This is a genomic window from Mesorhizobium sp. NPDC059025 (assembly GCF_042739655.1).
In the GTDB taxonomy this organism is placed as follows: Bacteria; Pseudomonadota; Alphaproteobacteria; order Rhizobiales; family Rhizobiaceae; genus Mesorhizobium.
Window position 1 is genome coordinate 415,622 of the sequence record NZ_JBHYIM010000004.1, and the last position, 15,305, is coordinate 430,926.

At 61.9% G+C, this 15,305-nt stretch carries 14 protein-coding genes; 7 read left to right on the forward strand and 7 right to left on the reverse strand.

Annotated elements, in window-relative coordinates:
- Window positions 1-282 precede the first annotated feature (282 nt).
- Complete coding sequence (locus tag ACFWYE_RS13340; protein WP_379111871.1) at window positions 283-648, reverse strand: DUF2934 domain-containing protein; 366 nt, start codon at window positions 646-648, stop codon at window positions 283-285.
- A 231-nt stretch (window positions 649-879) separates the two neighbouring features.
- Window positions 880-1,296 carry a hypothetical protein gene (locus ACFWYE_RS13345; protein WP_379065901.1) on the reverse strand — a complete coding sequence of 139 codons (417 nt, stop codon included), beginning with the start codon at window positions 1,294-1,296 and terminating at the stop codon, window positions 880-882.
- Window positions 1,297-1,531: 235 nt separating this feature from the next.
- Between ACFWYE_RS13345 and ACFWYE_RS13350 the strand changes: the two genes are divergently transcribed.
- Window positions 1,532-3,409 (forward strand): diguanylate cyclase, encoded by a 1,878-nt coding sequence (locus ACFWYE_RS13350; RefSeq protein ID WP_379111873.1) that lies wholly within the window; start codon window positions 1,532-1,534, stop codon window positions 3,407-3,409.
- A gap of 6 nt (window positions 3,410-3,415) precedes the next feature.
- Here ACFWYE_RS13350 and ACFWYE_RS13355 read toward each other — a convergent pair whose 3' ends face one another.
- Entirely contained in the window at window positions 3,416-3,634 is a 219-nt protein-coding gene (locus ACFWYE_RS13355; protein ID WP_379111875.1) for a hypothetical protein, read from the reverse strand.
- A gap of 106 nt (window positions 3,635-3,740) precedes the next feature.
- Here ACFWYE_RS13355 and ACFWYE_RS13360 point away from each other — a divergent pair, with 106 nt between their 5' ends.
- Window positions 3,741-4,616, forward strand: coding sequence for a LysR family transcriptional regulator (locus ACFWYE_RS13360; RefSeq protein WP_379111877.1), 876 nt, complete (start codon window positions 3,741-3,743; stop codon window positions 4,614-4,616).
- 33 nt (window positions 4,617-4,649) lie between these two features.
- Here ACFWYE_RS13360 and ACFWYE_RS13365 read toward each other — a convergent pair whose 3' ends face one another.
- Together ACFWYE_RS13365 and ACFWYE_RS13370 are read right to left on the reverse strand one after the other, a co-directional pair.
- Window positions 4,650-5,843 carry a low temperature requirement protein A gene (locus ACFWYE_RS13365; RefSeq protein WP_379111879.1) on the reverse strand — a complete coding sequence of 398 codons (1,194 nt, stop codon included), beginning with the start codon at window positions 5,841-5,843 and terminating at the stop codon, window positions 4,650-4,652.
- Between the two features lie 128 nt (window positions 5,844-5,971).
- Window positions 5,972-6,745 carry an SDR family oxidoreductase gene (locus tag ACFWYE_RS13370; protein WP_379111881.1) on the reverse strand — a complete coding sequence of 258 codons (774 nt, stop codon included), beginning with the start codon at window positions 6,743-6,745 and terminating at the stop codon, window positions 5,972-5,974.
- Window positions 6,746-6,871: 126 nt separating this feature from the next.
- Between ACFWYE_RS13370 and ACFWYE_RS13375 the strand changes: the two genes are divergently transcribed.
- Entirely contained in the window at window positions 6,872-7,771 is a 900-nt protein-coding gene (locus tag ACFWYE_RS13375; protein WP_379111883.1) for a LysR family transcriptional regulator, read from the forward strand.
- Here the strand turns inward: ACFWYE_RS13375 and ACFWYE_RS13380 are convergent.
- Together ACFWYE_RS13380 and ACFWYE_RS13385 are read right to left on the reverse strand one after the other, a co-directional pair.
- Window positions 7,718-9,424, reverse strand: a complete 1,707-nt coding sequence (locus ACFWYE_RS13380) for an ATP-binding cassette domain-containing protein (RefSeq protein ID WP_379111885.1) — start codon at window positions 9,422-9,424, stop codon at window positions 7,718-7,720. The genes ACFWYE_RS13375 and ACFWYE_RS13380 overlap by 54 nt on opposite strands.
- Window positions 9,421-10,983, reverse strand: a complete 1,563-nt coding sequence (locus ACFWYE_RS13385) for an ATP-binding cassette domain-containing protein (RefSeq protein WP_379111887.1) — start codon at window positions 10,981-10,983, stop codon at window positions 9,421-9,423. The genes ACFWYE_RS13380 and ACFWYE_RS13385 overlap by 4 nt, the downstream gene beginning before the upstream one ends.
- Before the next feature lie 171 nt (window positions 10,984-11,154).
- Between ACFWYE_RS13385 and ACFWYE_RS13390 the strand changes: the two genes are divergently transcribed.
- From ACFWYE_RS13390 to ACFWYE_RS13405, 4 genes are all read left to right on the forward strand, one after another.
- Window positions 11,155-12,720, forward strand: coding sequence for a cytochrome ubiquinol oxidase subunit I (locus ACFWYE_RS13390; protein ID WP_379111889.1), 1,566 nt, complete (start codon window positions 11,155-11,157; stop codon window positions 12,718-12,720).
- Window positions 12,721-12,741: 21 nt separating this feature from the next.
- Entirely contained in the window at window positions 12,742-13,893 is a 1,152-nt protein-coding gene (gene cydB, locus ACFWYE_RS13395) for a cytochrome d ubiquinol oxidase subunit II (RefSeq protein ID WP_379111891.1), read from the forward strand.
- A 12-nt stretch (window positions 13,894-13,905) separates the two neighbouring features.
- Complete coding sequence (gene cydX, locus ACFWYE_RS13400) at window positions 13,906-14,037, forward strand: cytochrome bd-I oxidase subunit CydX (RefSeq protein WP_129412790.1); 132 nt, start codon at window positions 13,906-13,908, stop codon at window positions 14,035-14,037.
- Between the two features lie 389 nt (window positions 14,038-14,426).
- Window positions 14,427-15,233, forward strand: coding sequence for a helix-turn-helix domain-containing protein (locus ACFWYE_RS13405; RefSeq protein WP_379111893.1), 807 nt, complete (start codon window positions 14,427-14,429; stop codon window positions 15,231-15,233).
- Window positions 15,234-15,305: the final 72 nt, after the last annotated feature.

Consider the following 15,305-nt stretch of genomic DNA (forward strand, 5'->3'; position numbering starts at 1 on the left):
AATAAGAGCATATTTGTTATTGAAATGCAATGGTTTGCGGATTTCACGCTTTCGCATATGCGAAGGCATCCCGTCCCTGGATCGGGATTTTTCCCGTCTTTCCCGACACTTAGTCGCCGTCCGGCACTGGCTGCCTAGCGCGCGAAAAGGGCATGGAAATCATACGTGCCTCACCAGGTCGAATTGCCAGCTCGATCGCATTCGACATGGCATGCAAAGACATGCCCGAAGGCCAGTTCGGCCTTCGGAACGCGTTGTAGCAAGCGACAATGACGGCGCTGGTTATCCAGCCTTGGCAGGCGACTTCGGCTTCGCCGCCTTCTTGGCGGCGGGTTTGGCCTCGGCAACCTTCGCCGCGGGCTTTGCAGTCTTGGCCGGAGCCTTTGCCGTGGCTGCCGCCTTGGCGGGTGCAGCTGTCCTGGCTGGCGCCTTTGCCGGTTTCGCCGCAGCCTTCGGCTTGGCGGGGGCTGCTGCCTTGGCGGGTTTTACGGCAGCAGCACGGGCTGGCTTTTTGCCCTTGCTCTCTTCGATCTCGATCTCGCCGGCGGCCTGATGCCAGTGGCGTTCGTGGGCGCCGTGCGGCCTGCCCTCACGTTCCCAGATTTCGTGGGCGCGCTGCCGGATGCGTTCTTGCCTGTCGTCTGCCATGGACATCTCTCCTGATGTTCGACGCATACCCGCGCGACGCAGCGAACCATGCGCAGCCGCAGGTTGAACGTCCGCATATTTCCGCAAGGTGACGACGGTGGCAAGTGCATGGAATTGGGCGTGTTTCCGTGAAGCGGAAGACGCTCGGGTCACGAGGTTCTCGGCTGCCCCTCAACCTCAACGAAAACCCTGGCCGAGGCCAGGGTTTTGCGCGCTTTGATGTGAGATGATCTAGCTGTTTTTCTTCGTGATCAGCGTCAGGGTGCCGTCCTGGCCCATGCTCGTTGCCACGACCTGCGCCGATGTCGAACCCTTGGCCTTCAAGGCGGCCTTGGCTTCGGGGACGGCATCGATATTGCTGCGCAACTGTTTCAGGCTGTCGTCGGTGCCTTGTGCGACCACCTGTTCGACTTCCTTCTGCGTCGCCTGGGGCAATTCGCTGACATCGACCACATTGATGCGCTGGATCTTCGGTGCTTCGCTTGGAGCCGCCGCCGGCGGATTGGCCGGTGTTTGTGGCGTAGGCGATGATTGAGCATTCGCAGCCACGGCGCCGACGAAAGTAATGCTGGCCGCAAGCAATAAAGCCTTGTGCATGGGTTTCCCTTTCCGGTTGGCCCCCGCTGGCCAGCCAGAAGAATACGACAATGAGTCCTGAAGCCGCCGCTCACCGGGTTATTTCGTGACCAATTGGTGTCCGCAATGTGCGGGCTGTTTCAAATCGCCACGGCGATGGAACATGAATAAAATTTGCGTGTTAAGGAGCGCCGCCATCAAAAAAGCGTTCGAGGCATTTTATTCCGGTTTACCAATCGGCTTCACCAAACGGCAGGCGAAAGCCGCTAAACCGTGCCTAGACGAGTTCACTCCCAGACATTCCTTGATGATCAACACTGCTTCCCACGAGACACGCACTGCAGCCTCCACTGCCATGATGCCGGCTTTCGGCGAAAGCCGGCCTGCAGAGGCATGGTCTTTCCGCGCGATGCGCTCACGTCTGATGAAGCGGGATCAGCGTCTCTATCCCAAACTCTCGTTCAGCATCGGCCTGGCCATCCTGTGTGCGGCGGTGCTGGCCGCCATGATCCTGTCGCGTGCCTGGAATGATTTTGCGGAAGCAAGGCAGGATCACTACGATATCCAGTACTTCCGCCAGATACTCGATACCGCGAATTTCATTTCAGCCGAGCGAGGCCCGGCCAATGATGTGATGTCGGATCCAAGCGATGCCGCGTGGAAACGGCTCGCCGATTTCCGCGCCCGCAGCGACACCGCGCTCGCCAGTCTGGCTGCAGCGCGGGATGTGCCGATCCTGCTTCACGACCATCCTATTCCGTCCGAGCTGCTCGAGGCTGTGACCAAAAGCCTCTCCATCGCCAGGATCAAGGTCGATCACGCCGCTACCGTCCAGGGCGGCAAGGCCAAGCTTGATGCCATGCAAGAGGCTATCGAGGCGATGTTCGGCGTATCGGATCACTTTCGCGCCGTGGTGGCGTGGCGCGCGAACGAATTGATCGGCCACGGCAGTGGCCTGTCGGAGCCCGTACTTGTCGGCCAGATGCTGGCGGATCTGCGCGAGTATGGCGGTCGCATAGCCTCGGAAGTGATTGCGCCGTTGGCGTCGCGCCAGCGCATCCCGCTGGAGAACATCATCGAAGCGCGCCGGGATCAGGGGCGCATCCATCAGATATGGAACATGCTGCGCGGCCAGACCGTTCTCAATGCGATGCCGGAGCTTGCGCATAACCAGGCCGCCATCGACACGCTTTTCTTTGGGGTCGGCATGAGCATGGTCGATGCCATCATCAAACAAGGCAAGGATTCCAGCGACTATCCGATCACTGCGGTCGAATTGACCAGAGCCTTTGTGCCGACCATGAAGTCGGTGGAGGATTATCGCACGGCTTTTCTCGATGAAACCGTGTCGAGGGTCGCTGCCGAGCGCGACGCCGCGCTCAGGCTACTGGCCATCGTCGCACTGGCGACCACGATCGTGCTCAGCGTGCTGATCGGCGTACTCCTGTCGGTGCGACGCGATGTTTTTCGCCCCTTGCTGCAGGCGCGGGAGGAAGTGATCGGACTGGCAGAGGACCGTCCGCTGGCGGTAAGGTCCGATCCTGGCGGCGCGGGCGAAATGGCGCGTCTGTTCGATGCAATCGACGTGCTTCAGGATCGCATGCGCGAACGCGCCTCCCTTACCAGCGAGCTGCGGCTGCAAGCCGAAACAGACGGCCTGACAGGCGCGTTGAACCGGCGCATGCTCGACTACATTGCCCAAAACGGAGGGGAAGGATTGCCGACAGGCGATGCGCTGGCTCTGATCATGATCGACATAGATCATTTCAAGAGCATCAACGACACCCATGGCCATCTCGCCGGCGACCGCGTGTTGATCGAAACGGCCAGGCTTCTGCAGCGTGAGGCGCCAATCGATTGTGTCGTCGCCCGTTTCGGCGGCGAAGAATTCGCCTTGCTGCTTTCCCGTGCCGACCTCGATCAGGCCGGACGTCTGGCTGAAACGATCCGGACCAAATTGCAGAACCACCGCTTCATACTCTCAGATGGCCAGCACATCACCATCACGGCCAGCTTTGGCGTTGCTTGCGGCCGGCGAGGCCCGCGCGACTGGCGCCATCTGGTGGAGCGAGCGGACAAGGCGCTCTACCGGGCGAAGTCGGATGGTCGCAATCGTGTGTCCGTGGCTCCGACCATCATCGCACGCCGACCCGGAGGCAAGGATAGCCAGCGGCTTCGGGCCTGAGGTCGGCTACAGATCCCAGGGCGTACGCTGCCGCGACCATTCCGCCCAGAAAAATGCTGCTTCGCCCAGCACTTCCTCGCGGGTCAGTCCCGCGTCGCGCAACAGCCGGTCGTCTCGCCGGGCCAGCAGCAAGGTGAGCAACGGACCGATCGACGGCCGACGTGCAGCCACCTGTGGCTGGCCGGTCCGCTCGCTGCTGCTGAACCAGGCAGTGGTGATGGCCATCTGGATGGGCACTCCGGAAGTTTCGAGATCGACGCTAGCGCTCGGGTTTGACATTTGACAAACGAATATCGATGATGCCTGTCATCATCGATTGGAATGCCTCAGCATGAACATCCAGCTAGACAGTGATCTGCTGCGCAGCTTCGTTGCCATCGCGGATTTGGAAAACTTCACACGCGCGGCAGCCACGCTCGGGCGAACCCAATCCTCAATCAGCATGCAGATGAAGCGTCTCGAGGAACATGTCGGCGTCCGGCTTTTCGAGCGCGGCCCGCGCGGTGTCTCGCTGACCCGCAGAGGCAACGAACTGCTCGTGAAAGCGCGACGGATCGTCGACCTGCTCGATGAAACGGCTGCTTCACTCAGCGCGCCGGAGCTCGAGGGCCGTGTCCGCATCGGCATACCCGAGGAGTACGGAGCGTCGATCCTGTCGCGCACGCTGCGGGACTTCGGCAAGGCGCATTCCAATGTGGAGATCATCGTTCAGCATGCCTGGTCCGCCGTTCAGAAGGCGGCGCTCGAACGAGGCGACCTGGACCTTGCCGTGGTCTTCGAATGGGAAAGTGCCCCGCTTGGGGAAGTGCTGATGGTCGACCCGACCGTGTGGACGACATCCGAAGTCCATGGGATGCACGAGGAGCTGCCGATGCCAATCGCATTGTACGAAAGCTCCAGCTGGTGCAGGGAGTTCGCTATCCGATCATTGGAAGGCAGTGGCCGCGCCTACCGCGTTGTCTATCGCAGCGACACCAGTGGCGGGCTAAAGCTGGCGGTGTCATCCGGCCTTGCCATTGCCCCGCTTTCCCGCAGCAACATTCCGCCAGGCTGCCGCGAGCTCACGGCGGCCGATGGCTTCGGTGATATCGATGCGTCCACCGTGGTCATGTATCGGCGCAGGAATGCGACAGGCAAGGCCGTCACGGCCATGGCGGAGGCGATCCGCGAAGCCTTCAGAAGACACACGATGGTCGGCGGGCGATGATCCCGCGACATTTTTTCGAGGCCGATCGCCGTTTCAGTGTGTCGGTCTTTCGATGCTGCGTCCCCTCCAGGTCTCCCACAGGCTTGCCGCCAGCATGACGATGGTGGTCAGCCAGCCCATGGTCAAAAGGTCGACGCTGAAGGCTAGGGGGAACAGCACCGCAAGTGCGACGATGGCGGCAACATGGGAAACCGGGACCGTGCCATACACCACCTTCTTGTAGATGGCGCTGCCAAGCAGGTAGATCGCCGGTCCGCCGCACAATGTCAGGGCATAGGCCATTTTCAAGCCGTCATGCGGATGCGCAAGCACAAGATCGTTGCCGACGGCCGTGGCGATGATGCCGCCGATCAGCACGGCATGGATATAGTGGAAATAGGCGCCGAGCCGGCCGGGGTCGGCGGAACGGGTGATGGTTTCGGTGGCATCCTTGCTCGATGTGCCGAAATACAGCCACCACATCGCCAGCGTGCCGAGGAAGGTGGCGAGCAGGGCCGACAGCACGGCAGGCTCCCATACTTCCGCGCGGCCCAGCGTTGCGCCGGTAGCGAGCAACGTTTCGCCAAGCGCGACGATGACGAACAGCTGGCAGCGTTCCGCCAGATGTCCGCCCTCGATTGTCCAGTCGCTCGTCCTGGAACGACCGAATCCGGGGAGCGCAAAACCGAACATCGGCGACAGATATTCGCAGGCGATCGCAATGGCCCATAGTGCCGCGCGGGTCCAGTGTTCGGCGAGAGCACCGCCGATCCAGAACACCGCCGCGATCAAAAGCCAGCCCAGCATGCGCCGGTAATTGGCGGAAAGCGGGTGGTTCGGTCCCAGCTCCCAGACCACGTAGGCCGTGCGGCCGACCTGTATCGCGACATAGGCCAGTGCAAAGACCAGTCCGCGATCGCCGAAAGCCCCGGGGATGGCCGAGGCCATGATAAGAGCCGCCAGCATCACGCCGAACAGCGTGCCACGAATGCGGGGTGTTTCAGGATCGAACCAGTTGGTGAACCAGCAAGTGTACTGCCAGCCGAGCCAGACCGCGAACCACAGGATCAAGGTTTCGACGACGCCGGTCGGGGTCAGATTGGTCAACAGCTCGTGGCTGAGCTGGGTGACCGCAAACACATAGACCAGATCGAAGAACAGTTCCTCGAACGTGACGCGGGCGTGATGGCCGTCACGCCGCCGCAGCAGAGGGTGATGCCCGGTCATCTTGCTCGCTTCAACAGTCATCCCGCGTTCCCCTCGAAAAAGACAACGTCAAATTGAACACCGACGCGAGCTGACCGCAATCGTTGCAGGCGGGGTTCTTCACAGGCTTCGCGAAGATCCCCGCCGATCGTGGTCGCAGGGGTGCCTGCCTACTTGGTGGTGTAGCCACCATTGACCAGGATGGTCTGCCCCGTCATCCACCAGCCCTCGGAGACCAGCATGCGGATCCACGGCACGATGTCCTGGATGTCGGTGAGGCCGGTCCTGGAGAAGTTCGACAGTGCCGCGGCTGTCTTGTGGTAGGCAACCGCATCGGCACCTTCGGCCGGATAGAAGAAGGGTGTGTCCATCGGGCCCGGTCCGATCGCCGTCACCGAGATGCCACGCTCGCCGAGCTCCCTGGAGGCTGCACGCGTGAAGTGTTCCACGGGTGCCTTGGTGCCGGCATAGCTGGAGTAGAAGGGCGTGAAGGCGCCGAGCAGCGAGGTCACCAGGGTGCAGATCTTGCCGTTGTCGTTGATGGTCCTGCCTGCCTCCTTGAGGAAGAAGAAGGCCGTCTTGGCGTTCACCGCGCTCATCTCGTCATATTCGGCCTCCGAAATCTCGACCATCGGCTTCTTCAGCACCTTGCCGACGGTGTTGATGGCGATGTCGGGCCGACCGACCGCGGCAACCGCATCCGCAAAGAGCTTTTCGATGGCACCGGCCGTGGTGAGGTCCGCCTGGAGTGCCACCGCCCTGGCGCCGGCAGCTTCCACCGCGGCAAGCGTGGCATCGGCAGCGGCCTTGGTGGCTGCGCTGTTGTAGTGGATGACAACGGCCCTGGCGCCGTGTGCCGCGAGATCGCGGGCGATCAGCCCTCCCAGGTTCTTTGCGCCTCCGGCGATGAGAACGGTTTTGCCCTTGATGCTGTGATCGGTCATGACGTGGCCTCCTTGCTTCCTGTCTTTGCGGCGATCACGACAACATGTATCGTCCGAAACCGGCGTATAAAGCTGGCGTTACTGACATCACTTGTCAGAAATGAATACCAATGAGGGTGCCTGGATTTGGATCGGATAGACCTGTTCCGCGTCTTTGCGCGTGTTGTTGAATGCTCCAGTTTCACTCGCGCGGCGGCGACACTGGCAATGCCGCGCTCATCCGTCTCGGCGGCGGTTATCGAGCTGGAAGACCGTGTCGGCGTCCGGTTGCTGCACCGGACGACACGACATGTTTCACCCACCCAGGACGGCGCCGCCTTTTATGACCGCTGCCTGCGCCTGGTCGCCGATGTCGAGGAAACGGAAACCTTGTTCAGGCAAGCCGGATCGGCGCCTTCCGGGAGATTGAAAGTCGATGTGCCAAGCCGCATCGGGCGCCTGATCATCGCCCCGGCTCTGCCGGGTTTACTGGAAAATTATCCCCAGCTCGATATCGAGCTGGGTGCCACCGATCGTGCCGTCAACCTCATCGAGGACAGTGTCGATTGCGTCCTGCGGGTCGGTCCTTTGGCGGATTCGGGCCTTATAGCGCGTTCGATCGGACAGTTGCCTCTCATCAACGTCGCCAGTCCCGCCTATCTCGAACGCCATGGCACGCCGGCGGTGCCAGATGATCTGAAGGATCATCTGGCGGTCAACTATGCGTCTCCTTCGAGTGGCCGTATCGACGATTGGGAATGGCTGGAGAATGGCATCTTGCGGTCTCTCCCGATGCGTGGCCGCGTCACCGCCAACAGCGCGGAGGCTTGCATCGCCTGTTGTCTTGCCGGGCTGGGCCTGATCCAGATCCCAGCCTATGACGTCCGCTCGCATCTTGAGGCCGGCGAACTCGTCGAGGTGTTGCCGGGCTTTCGAGCGGAGCCGATGGCGATGACGATCCTCTATCCAACCAGGCAGCATCTGTCCCGTCGGCTACATATCTTTGCCGACTGGCTGGAGGGGTTGTTGAGGGACGCCGTCAGATAGCGTCGCATCGCTCGACGCAAGCCTGAATTCCCGCGCCCCTTTCCAGCTATCTGATGCCTTGTGGCTGGAGACCAGCAGGATACGATCCTGAAGATGAGTGCTCAAACGCTCGACAATGCGGCGAGCCTGCAGCGTGTCCAGATGCTCACCGGGTTCGTCGAGCAGGATCAGGGGAAGCGGGCTCAGCAGTGCACGGGCGAGGTTGAGCCGATGCGCTTCGCCGAGTGAAAGCCTGTCCTGGGTGATCCAGCCTTCCAGCCCGCCGGTGAGCCGCACACGTTCGCCAAGCTCGACGGTGTCGAGTGCCGCCCAGCATTCAGCGTCGGTTGCGCCTGGTGCGAACAGGTTCTCGCGTACCGAATCCGAAAGCACCGCGGCGTCGTGCAGCCCAAGAAAAGTGAGCTGCCTGCGCGAGGGCGGCGAAAGCATGCTGCCGTCGCCAAGCAGCTTGCCATCGCCATCGGCGTCCAGCCATCCGGCAACCTGTTTCAACAGGGATGTCTTGCCGGCGCCGCTTGGCCCGGAAAGCACCGTCGGATGTCCGGCTTCCAGGATGAAATCCACTGTATCGCCGAGCGGCCTGCCGTCTGGTGCACAGCGTGTCAGAGCCTCGATTTCCAATCGACCCAAACGGAAAGGCTTTTCGTCGCCGGCGCGCACATCGTCGTGCGACGTGCCTGCGGACCACGCTTTCAACGTTCTTGAGGCGGCTTCCTCCTTGACCCGGGCAAGCAGGATGCGTGAGGCGCCCTGCATGGCCTCGCCCACCGCAAGCCATGCGAAGGCGACAAATGCAGCTGGAAGCAGGGCTTCACCGCGCAGCCCGTCCAGCCATGCAGTTGCCAGCACGACCACGCCGCAGGCGGGGCCGAGTAAGCCAACAAGCGTATCGGCGACAGCCATCCTGCGTCGTGAGCGGAGCAAATGTGCATCAGCGCTTGAAAGGGCGGCGAACGATGCTCTCAATGTCTTCGACCAGACGTGCTCCGCCTGCAACGGGACAACCGCGCCAAGGCCGGCGCCGAGCCGGCGGCCTGCCGCACGCCTGCGAAGGCGGGCGGAATGCCAATCCCTTGCCAGGCTCGGTAGAAGCCAGCGCGCGCGGGCGGCGACGCCAAGCAGAATTGGCAAGATGGCAGCCAAAGCCATCGGGGCGACAAAGAACGTGACCGCCGCGGCAAATACAAGACCTGCGGCCGTTGCCAGCAGCGGTAACCCGACCCTGAGCCTGGCGAAATCCATGTTCTCGACATCGTCGATGAAATCCGCAAGCCTGTCCTGGTCGCCAAGCTGCCAACTTGCGCCGCGCACCTTTGGCGCGGCAGCCATCGCCGAGAACAACGCCGCGCGGCGCGATACCTGGTCGAGCAGGGCTGCCTTGTGGCCGACGAGACGCTCGCCATACTTGGCGGCGGTGCGGGCCATGGCGAACATCCGGATCAAAGCGGCAGGGATGTGGAAATTGAAGGTGTAGGCGGCTCCACCGGCCCCGGCCAGGGCAACGGAACCCAGAAACCATACCGAAACACCGGTCAGCAGGATGCCGGCGAACAACGCCACCAGCGCAAGCAGCACAGCCAGGCGCCACCAGAAAACCGAGCCGTGCGAGGCGCCGCTTTCTTTCCTGGTCTCTCGCGACATGGAGAGGCTCATAGTGCGACCTCCGGGTGAACGGGCCGCTGCCGGTCGAGATCGACAATCAGCGTCGCCAGCACCTTCAACTCCGGGTCATGGGTTGCCACCACCACCAGCCTTTCGCGAGCGCGGTCGGCCAGAGCTGCCCTGACACGCGCGGCGTTGGCGGCATCGAGCTTGGCGGTCGGTTCGTCGGCAAAGATCGGGCGATCGGATATCAGGGCGCGCGCAACGCCGATCCTGAGGCGCTGGCCGCCGGACAGGTTCTCGCCGCCGGCCCTTATCCGCGCATTCAATCCTCCCGGCAACAGGGTGTCGTCCAGCAGACCGACACGTTCCGCCGCAGACGACAGCCCTGCCGGGTCGCGTTCCGCCCGGTGCCAGGAAAGCGCATCCGCGAGCGTACCGGTAGGCACCGCAATGTCCGCCGAGATCCAGGCGACGCCATCCGTGAAAACTGGATGCGGCTCCGCGGACTCTGCCGCGGTTGGTGCTTCAACGCCCGCAAGCCGGCGCAACAATGTCGATTTCCCCGACCCGCTTTCGCCGACGATGGCGACGAGACCCCTTCGTGGCAGGTGCAGGTCACTCCCGGAGCGATCGCGGGCGGTCGTCCGTTCGGGAGCGGCCGGCTCAGCCAGGAAACCATCCAATGCCACTGCTGCTGCATTGCCCTCAGCCTTGGCGTGATACTGCTCCGCATAGCGGCGGAAGGGAGCGAAGAATTCCGGCGCCAGCATGAGGATGAACAGGCTCTGCCACAGCTGCATGCCAGAGAAGCCGGGAATCTCGGCGAGCTTGAGATGTCCCAGGCCGAGGAAGACGGCGAGGATGGCGATTGAAAGCGATGAGAAGAAATCGATGACACCTGCGTTGAGGAAAGCCACTCTCAGCATGCTCATGGTGCTGTCCGCATAAGCCGTCATCCTGGCCTCCAGCTTCCCGCGTTCGCGATCCACGCCATGCGCGGAGAGAATGGTCGGCAAGGTGCGGATGCGGTCGTCGAACTGAGTAGCCAACTGTCCGAAAGCGTGTTCCTGATTTTGCGCCTTGGCATGGATCGCGCCGCCGAGCAGGACGAAGAACGCGATCATGACAGGCGTGGCAAAAAGCAGCGCCAATGCCGCCTGCCAGGAAACTGCGACGATTGCACACACCACCAGAACCGGAACGATGCCCAGCATGAGAGCTGCGGCGCGGTGGCCGACGACAAGTGCCGCCAGCGCTTCCGGATAGCGCTGGAGACCGGCAATCAACGCGCCTGCGGGCAAGGCCTGTATCATGCGGGCCGGCATCGCGGCGAGCTTTTCCCGGACAGTTTCGCGCAGGCCCTCGGCCACGGAAAACTCCGACACGGCCTGCTGCCGATCGGCGAAAAACCCGGCCAGTGCGCCGAGAAACAGCGCGGCAAGGCCAATGATGGCCGCAGGGGTCGAAATGGTTGCGACCTCAATCATGACGCCGGCAAAGATGGCGAGCGCACCGGCGAAAACCAGGCGTAGCGCTGTGCGCGAGACCTGCAGCAGAAGCGTGCCGCGCAGTCCGCCAGCCGCAAGCGACCGAGCCCTCGCGAGCATGCCGGATGCCATATCGGGAAATATCTGTTTCGGGGCTGGGCTCATCTGCCTTGCTGCGATCTGCGTGGTGTTCACCCGGACTTGCGTCGAAGAGGCACAAGGCAGGCTATTGTAATCATCATTCTATGCTCGTCTTATAGTGAGCGTCGTGACGCCTATAGGGGACGCCAGATGACCGATCCGCTACTCGTCGAATTGTCGCGCCTGCAGTTCGCGCTGACCGCGATGTATCACTTCCTGTTCGTGCCGCTGACACTCGGTCTGTCCATCATGATCGCAATGATGGAGACGGTCTACGTCATGACCGAGCGCACCATCTGGCGCGACATGACCAAGTTCTGGGGCGTGCTGTTCGGCATCAATTTCGCCCTCGGTGTCGCGACGGGTATCACGATGGAGTTCCAGTTCGGAATGAACTGGGCCTTCTATTCGCATTATGTCGGCGATGTCTTCGGCGCGCCGCTGGCCATCGAAGGCCTGATGGCCTTTTTCCTGGAAGCCACGTTCGTCGGGCTGTTCTTCTTCGGCTGGGAAAAGCTGTCTGCCCGCGCGCATCTTGCCGTCACCTGGCTGGTCGCGCTTGCCACCAACTTTTCGGCGCTATGGATCCTGATCGCCAATGCGTGGATGCAGAACCCGGTCGGAGCCGCCTTCAACCCCGACACGATGCGCATGGAAGTCACCGACTTCATCGCCGTTCTGTTCAATCCGGTCGCGCAGGCCAAATTCGTCCATACGGTTTCGGCCGGTTATGTCTGCGGCGCGACCTTCGTGCTCGGCATCTCGGCCTTCTACATGCTGCGCGGCCGGCATATCGAGCTGGCCAAGGGGTCCTTCGTCATTGCCGCCGCCTTCGGCACGGCGTCGGCTCTTTCCGTGATCGTGCTCGGCGACGAGAGCGGTTACGAGATCACCGACAACCAGAAAATGAAGCTGGCCGCCATGGAGGCGATGTGGGAAACCGAGCCGGCACCGGCCTCGTTCACGGCCATCGGCATTCCCGACATGCAGGACAAGACCACGCATTTTGCGATCCGGATCCCCTGGGTGATGGGTCTTATCGGCACGCGTTCGATCGACAAACAGATCCCCGGCATATTCGAGCTGGTGGAGCGCGCCGAAAAGCGCATCCGCGACGGCATCCCCGCCTATGATGCGCTGGAGCAGCTGAAGGCCGACCACGGCAATGCCGCCGCGCGGGCGCGTTTCGACGCAACCAGTGCCGATCTCGGCTACGCGCTGCTCCTGAAGCGTTACGTCGCCGATCCGCGCCAGGCGACCGAAGAGCAGATCAAGCAGGCGGCATGGGATACGGTGCCTACCGTTCCTGCGATCTTCTTCACGTTCCGCATCATGGTGGCGTGCGGTTTCCTGCTGCTCGCCGTGTTCCTGACCTCGCTGTGGTACACGATGCGCGAGACCCCGGCGCCGCGCTGGCTGTTCCGCATGGCCCTCTTCGCCATGCCGTTGCCCTGGATTGCCGTCGAGGTCGGCTGGTTCGTGGCCGAATTCGGTCGCCAACCCTGGGTCATCGAAGGTGTGCTGCCGACTTTCCTTGCCACATCCCAGCTCGGCATCAGCGATCTCATCATCACCATACTGGGCTTCACGCTGGTCTACGGCACGCTCGCCGTCATCGAGGTCCGGCTGATGCTGGCGGCCATCGCCAAGGGTCCGGCAACGGAACATGACCATGCCGCACCGTCAGGCAGCACCACGCTCGTTGCCGCGAAATAGGCACCTGGAAGGAACACGGATATGATCGAGTTTCTTTTCGACTACACCACGCTTCGCCTGATCTGGTGGGTTCTGCTCGGCGTCCTGCTGATCGGCTTTGCCGTGACGGACGGTTTCGACATGGGGGTCGGCACACTGCTGCCTTTTGTCGCCAAGACCGACATCGAACGTCGTGTCGCCATCAACACAGTCGGTCCGGTCTGGGAAGGCAACCAGGTGTGGTTCATCCTCGGCGGCGGTGCGATCTTCGCAGCCTGGCCCGCGCTGTACGCGGTGAGCTTCTCCGGCTTCTACCTGGCGATGTTCCTGGTCCTGTTCGCCCTGATCCTGCGGCCGGTCGGTTTCAAATACCGCTCCAAGCGCGACAGCCAGCGCTGGCGCAACAACTGGGATTGGGCGCTGTTCATCGGCGGCGCGGTGCCGGCCCTGATCTTCGGCGTGGCGATCGGCAATGTCCTGCAGGGCGTGCCTTTCCATTTCACCGATGATCTGCGCCCGATCTATGAGGGCAACCTGTTCGGCCTGCTCAACCCACTGGCGATCTTCTGTGGCCTGGTGTCGGTGGCGATGCTGGTCATGCATGGCGCGGCATGGCTCGCCTTCAAGGCCGACGGGGTGGTTGGCGAGCGTGCCGCATCAATCGGCCCGAAGGCCGCGCTGCTGGCCGCGGTGCTGTTCGCGCTGGGCGGCGTTTTCATCTCGCTGGGCTGGTTCGGTGGCTATGAGGTGACGAGCCCGATCGTGTGGGACGGACCATCCAATCCGCTGCGCAAGACGGTTGCCGAAAATGCCGGCGCATGGCTGCACAATTTCCAGAACATGCCGCTGCTGTGGCTGGCGCCGTTGCTCGGCGTGCTGCTGCCGCTGGTGGTCGCGGCAGGTTTCCGCGCACGCAAGGCCGGCCTGACTTTCCTGGCCTCACAGCTTTCGATCGTCTGCATCATCGCCACGGTCGGGTTGGCGATGTTCCCGATCATCCTGCCCTCGAGCACCAATCCCGGTCATTCACTGACGGTGTTCGATGCCTCGTCCAGCCGGGCGACACTGCGCAACATGCTGTTCGCCACCGCGATCTTCCTGCCGCTCATCCTGATCTACACCGCCTGGGTCTACAGGGTACTGTGGGGCAAGGTGAGCGAGAAGGACGTCCGCGAAGCGGATCACGCTTATTGAGGAGCAACGGTCATGTGGTATTTCGCCTGGATACTCGGCCTCGGCCTCGCTGCCACCGTCGGCATTCTCAACGCGCTGTGGTACGAACTGCGCGTCCTGCGCGACCAGCCGCAGGACCTGACGCAGAAGCAGCCCACGCCCTAGGTGGTTGCGCGATTGACCGAGACTATCGAGCGCTGGTCAGTTCGGTAGCTCCAGATTGATCAGCAGCACCGTATGCAGAAGCCAGATAGCAGACAGCCAATCGCAACGCATGCGGTCCCGGTGTTGCGATAACCAACAATATCATCGCGCGAAAATACGAAGTCCTCGGCGTCGAGAGGCGGCCAGTCGAGCCATCGGTGCTCGATCACTATGTCGCAATCTGGCAAAAAGGCAGGGTGTTTTCCGACATGCCGGACATCTCGCTTCAGGCCATACTGTCGGCATTTTCGCGATGACTGCAGCCATGCGGTGACTGCGTCGCAACCGAGGCGACGTCTTGCCAGGTCCAGGCAGCAGTACAAGAATTGCGCGCTGCACGGGAAGGCGACATGTCCGCAAACAATCTGTCCCGCAATCTGCGCCTGCTGTGCGACCGTCACGGCTCGATTGCCGAGGTGTGCCGGCGGATCGACATAAACCGCCAGCAGTTCAATCGCTACCTCAGCGGTGAAACCCGGCCGTCTGGATCGATCCTTCGCAGGATTGCCGACTTCTTTCGCGTCCCGGGAGCAGATCTTGATCTCGACGCCTCGCTATTCGCCAGGCGACACGACCGGCAGCAAGGCGCAAAGGTTGCTCTTCTGGGCTTCGGCTCCGCTGGCGAGGCGGGGCAGCTCGACCGCTATTGCCGCTACTACCACACCTATTTTCGCTGGACCAATCACCACAAGGCGATCGTGAAGGGGTTTGCCAGGATCTACCGGGATGGCGACGTCATGCGCAGCAAGGTTCTTGATCGCTACATCCAGAAAGATGAACCGATCCTCAGGAAGCCCGTCTACTACTACAAGATGAATGGACTGGTCAGCCTGGCGGGTGGTTTCCTGTACATCCTGGACAACCACAAGGGCCTGAATGAGTCCTACACGATGACCTGTCTGTATCCGAGCTATACCGATCAGGTCAGCATCCTCACAGGCATGATGATCGGCGTGTCGAGCTATCTCGACAGGCGTCCCTTTGCGTCGAACCTTGCCTATGTGGCCGTGGACCACAACGCATCGCTGATCGATGCCGTCAGGCAGTGTGGTGTCTATCCCGAAGACTCCGAACATATCCCGAAGGTTATCAGGCACCTCGTGCAGAACCGCATCAAAAGCGATCTCGGTGTGCTGATCGCCCGTGGCCTTTCCTAGAGCATTTTGTAGCCAAGCGGGATGACTTGGCGTTACAGAAATGCTGCGAAAACAAAAGCCTGGAGCGGTTCC

Bases quoted from the DNA above. Each gene is read 5' to 3' on its own strand.
- ACFWYE_RS13340 (WP_379111871.1), bottom strand. From the start codon at position 648: ATGGCAGACGACAGGCAAGAACGCATCCGGCAGCGCGCCCACGAAATC.
- cydX (WP_129412790.1), top strand. From the start codon at position 13,906: ATGTGGTATTTCGCCTGGATACTCGGCCTCGGCCTCGCTGCCACCGTC.
- ACFWYE_RS13350 (WP_379111873.1), top strand. From the start codon at position 1,532: ATGATCAACACTGCTTCCCACGAGACACGCACTGCAGCCTCCACTGCC.
- ACFWYE_RS13390 (WP_379111889.1), top strand. From the start codon at position 11,155: ATGACCGATCCGCTACTCGTCGAATTGTCGCGCCTGCAGTTCGCGCTG.
- ACFWYE_RS13355 (WP_379111875.1), bottom strand. From the start codon at position 3,634: ATGGCCATCACCACTGCCTGGTTCAGCAGCAGCGAGCGGACCGGCCAG.
- ACFWYE_RS13385 (WP_379111887.1), bottom strand. From the start codon at position 10,983: ATGCTCGCGAGGGCTCGGTCGCTTGCGGCTGGCGGACTGCGCGGCACG.
- ACFWYE_RS13370 (WP_379111881.1), bottom strand. From the start codon at position 6,745: ATGACCGATCACAGCATCAAGGGCAAAACCGTTCTCATCGCCGGAGGC.
- ACFWYE_RS13380 (WP_379111885.1), bottom strand. From the start codon at position 9,424: ATGAGCCTCTCCATGTCGCGAGAGACCAGGAAAGAAAGCGGCGCCTCG.
- ACFWYE_RS13405 (WP_379111893.1), top strand. From the start codon at position 14,427: ATGTCCGCAAACAATCTGTCCCGCAATCTGCGCCTGCTGTGCGACCGT.
- cydB (WP_379111891.1), top strand. From the start codon at position 12,742: ATGATCGAGTTTCTTTTCGACTACACCACGCTTCGCCTGATCTGGTGG.
- ACFWYE_RS13360 (WP_379111877.1), top strand. From the start codon at position 3,741: ATGAACATCCAGCTAGACAGTGATCTGCTGCGCAGCTTCGTTGCCATC.
- ACFWYE_RS13365 (WP_379111879.1), bottom strand. From the start codon at position 5,843: ATGACTGTTGAAGCGAGCAAGATGACCGGGCATCACCCTCTGCTGCGG.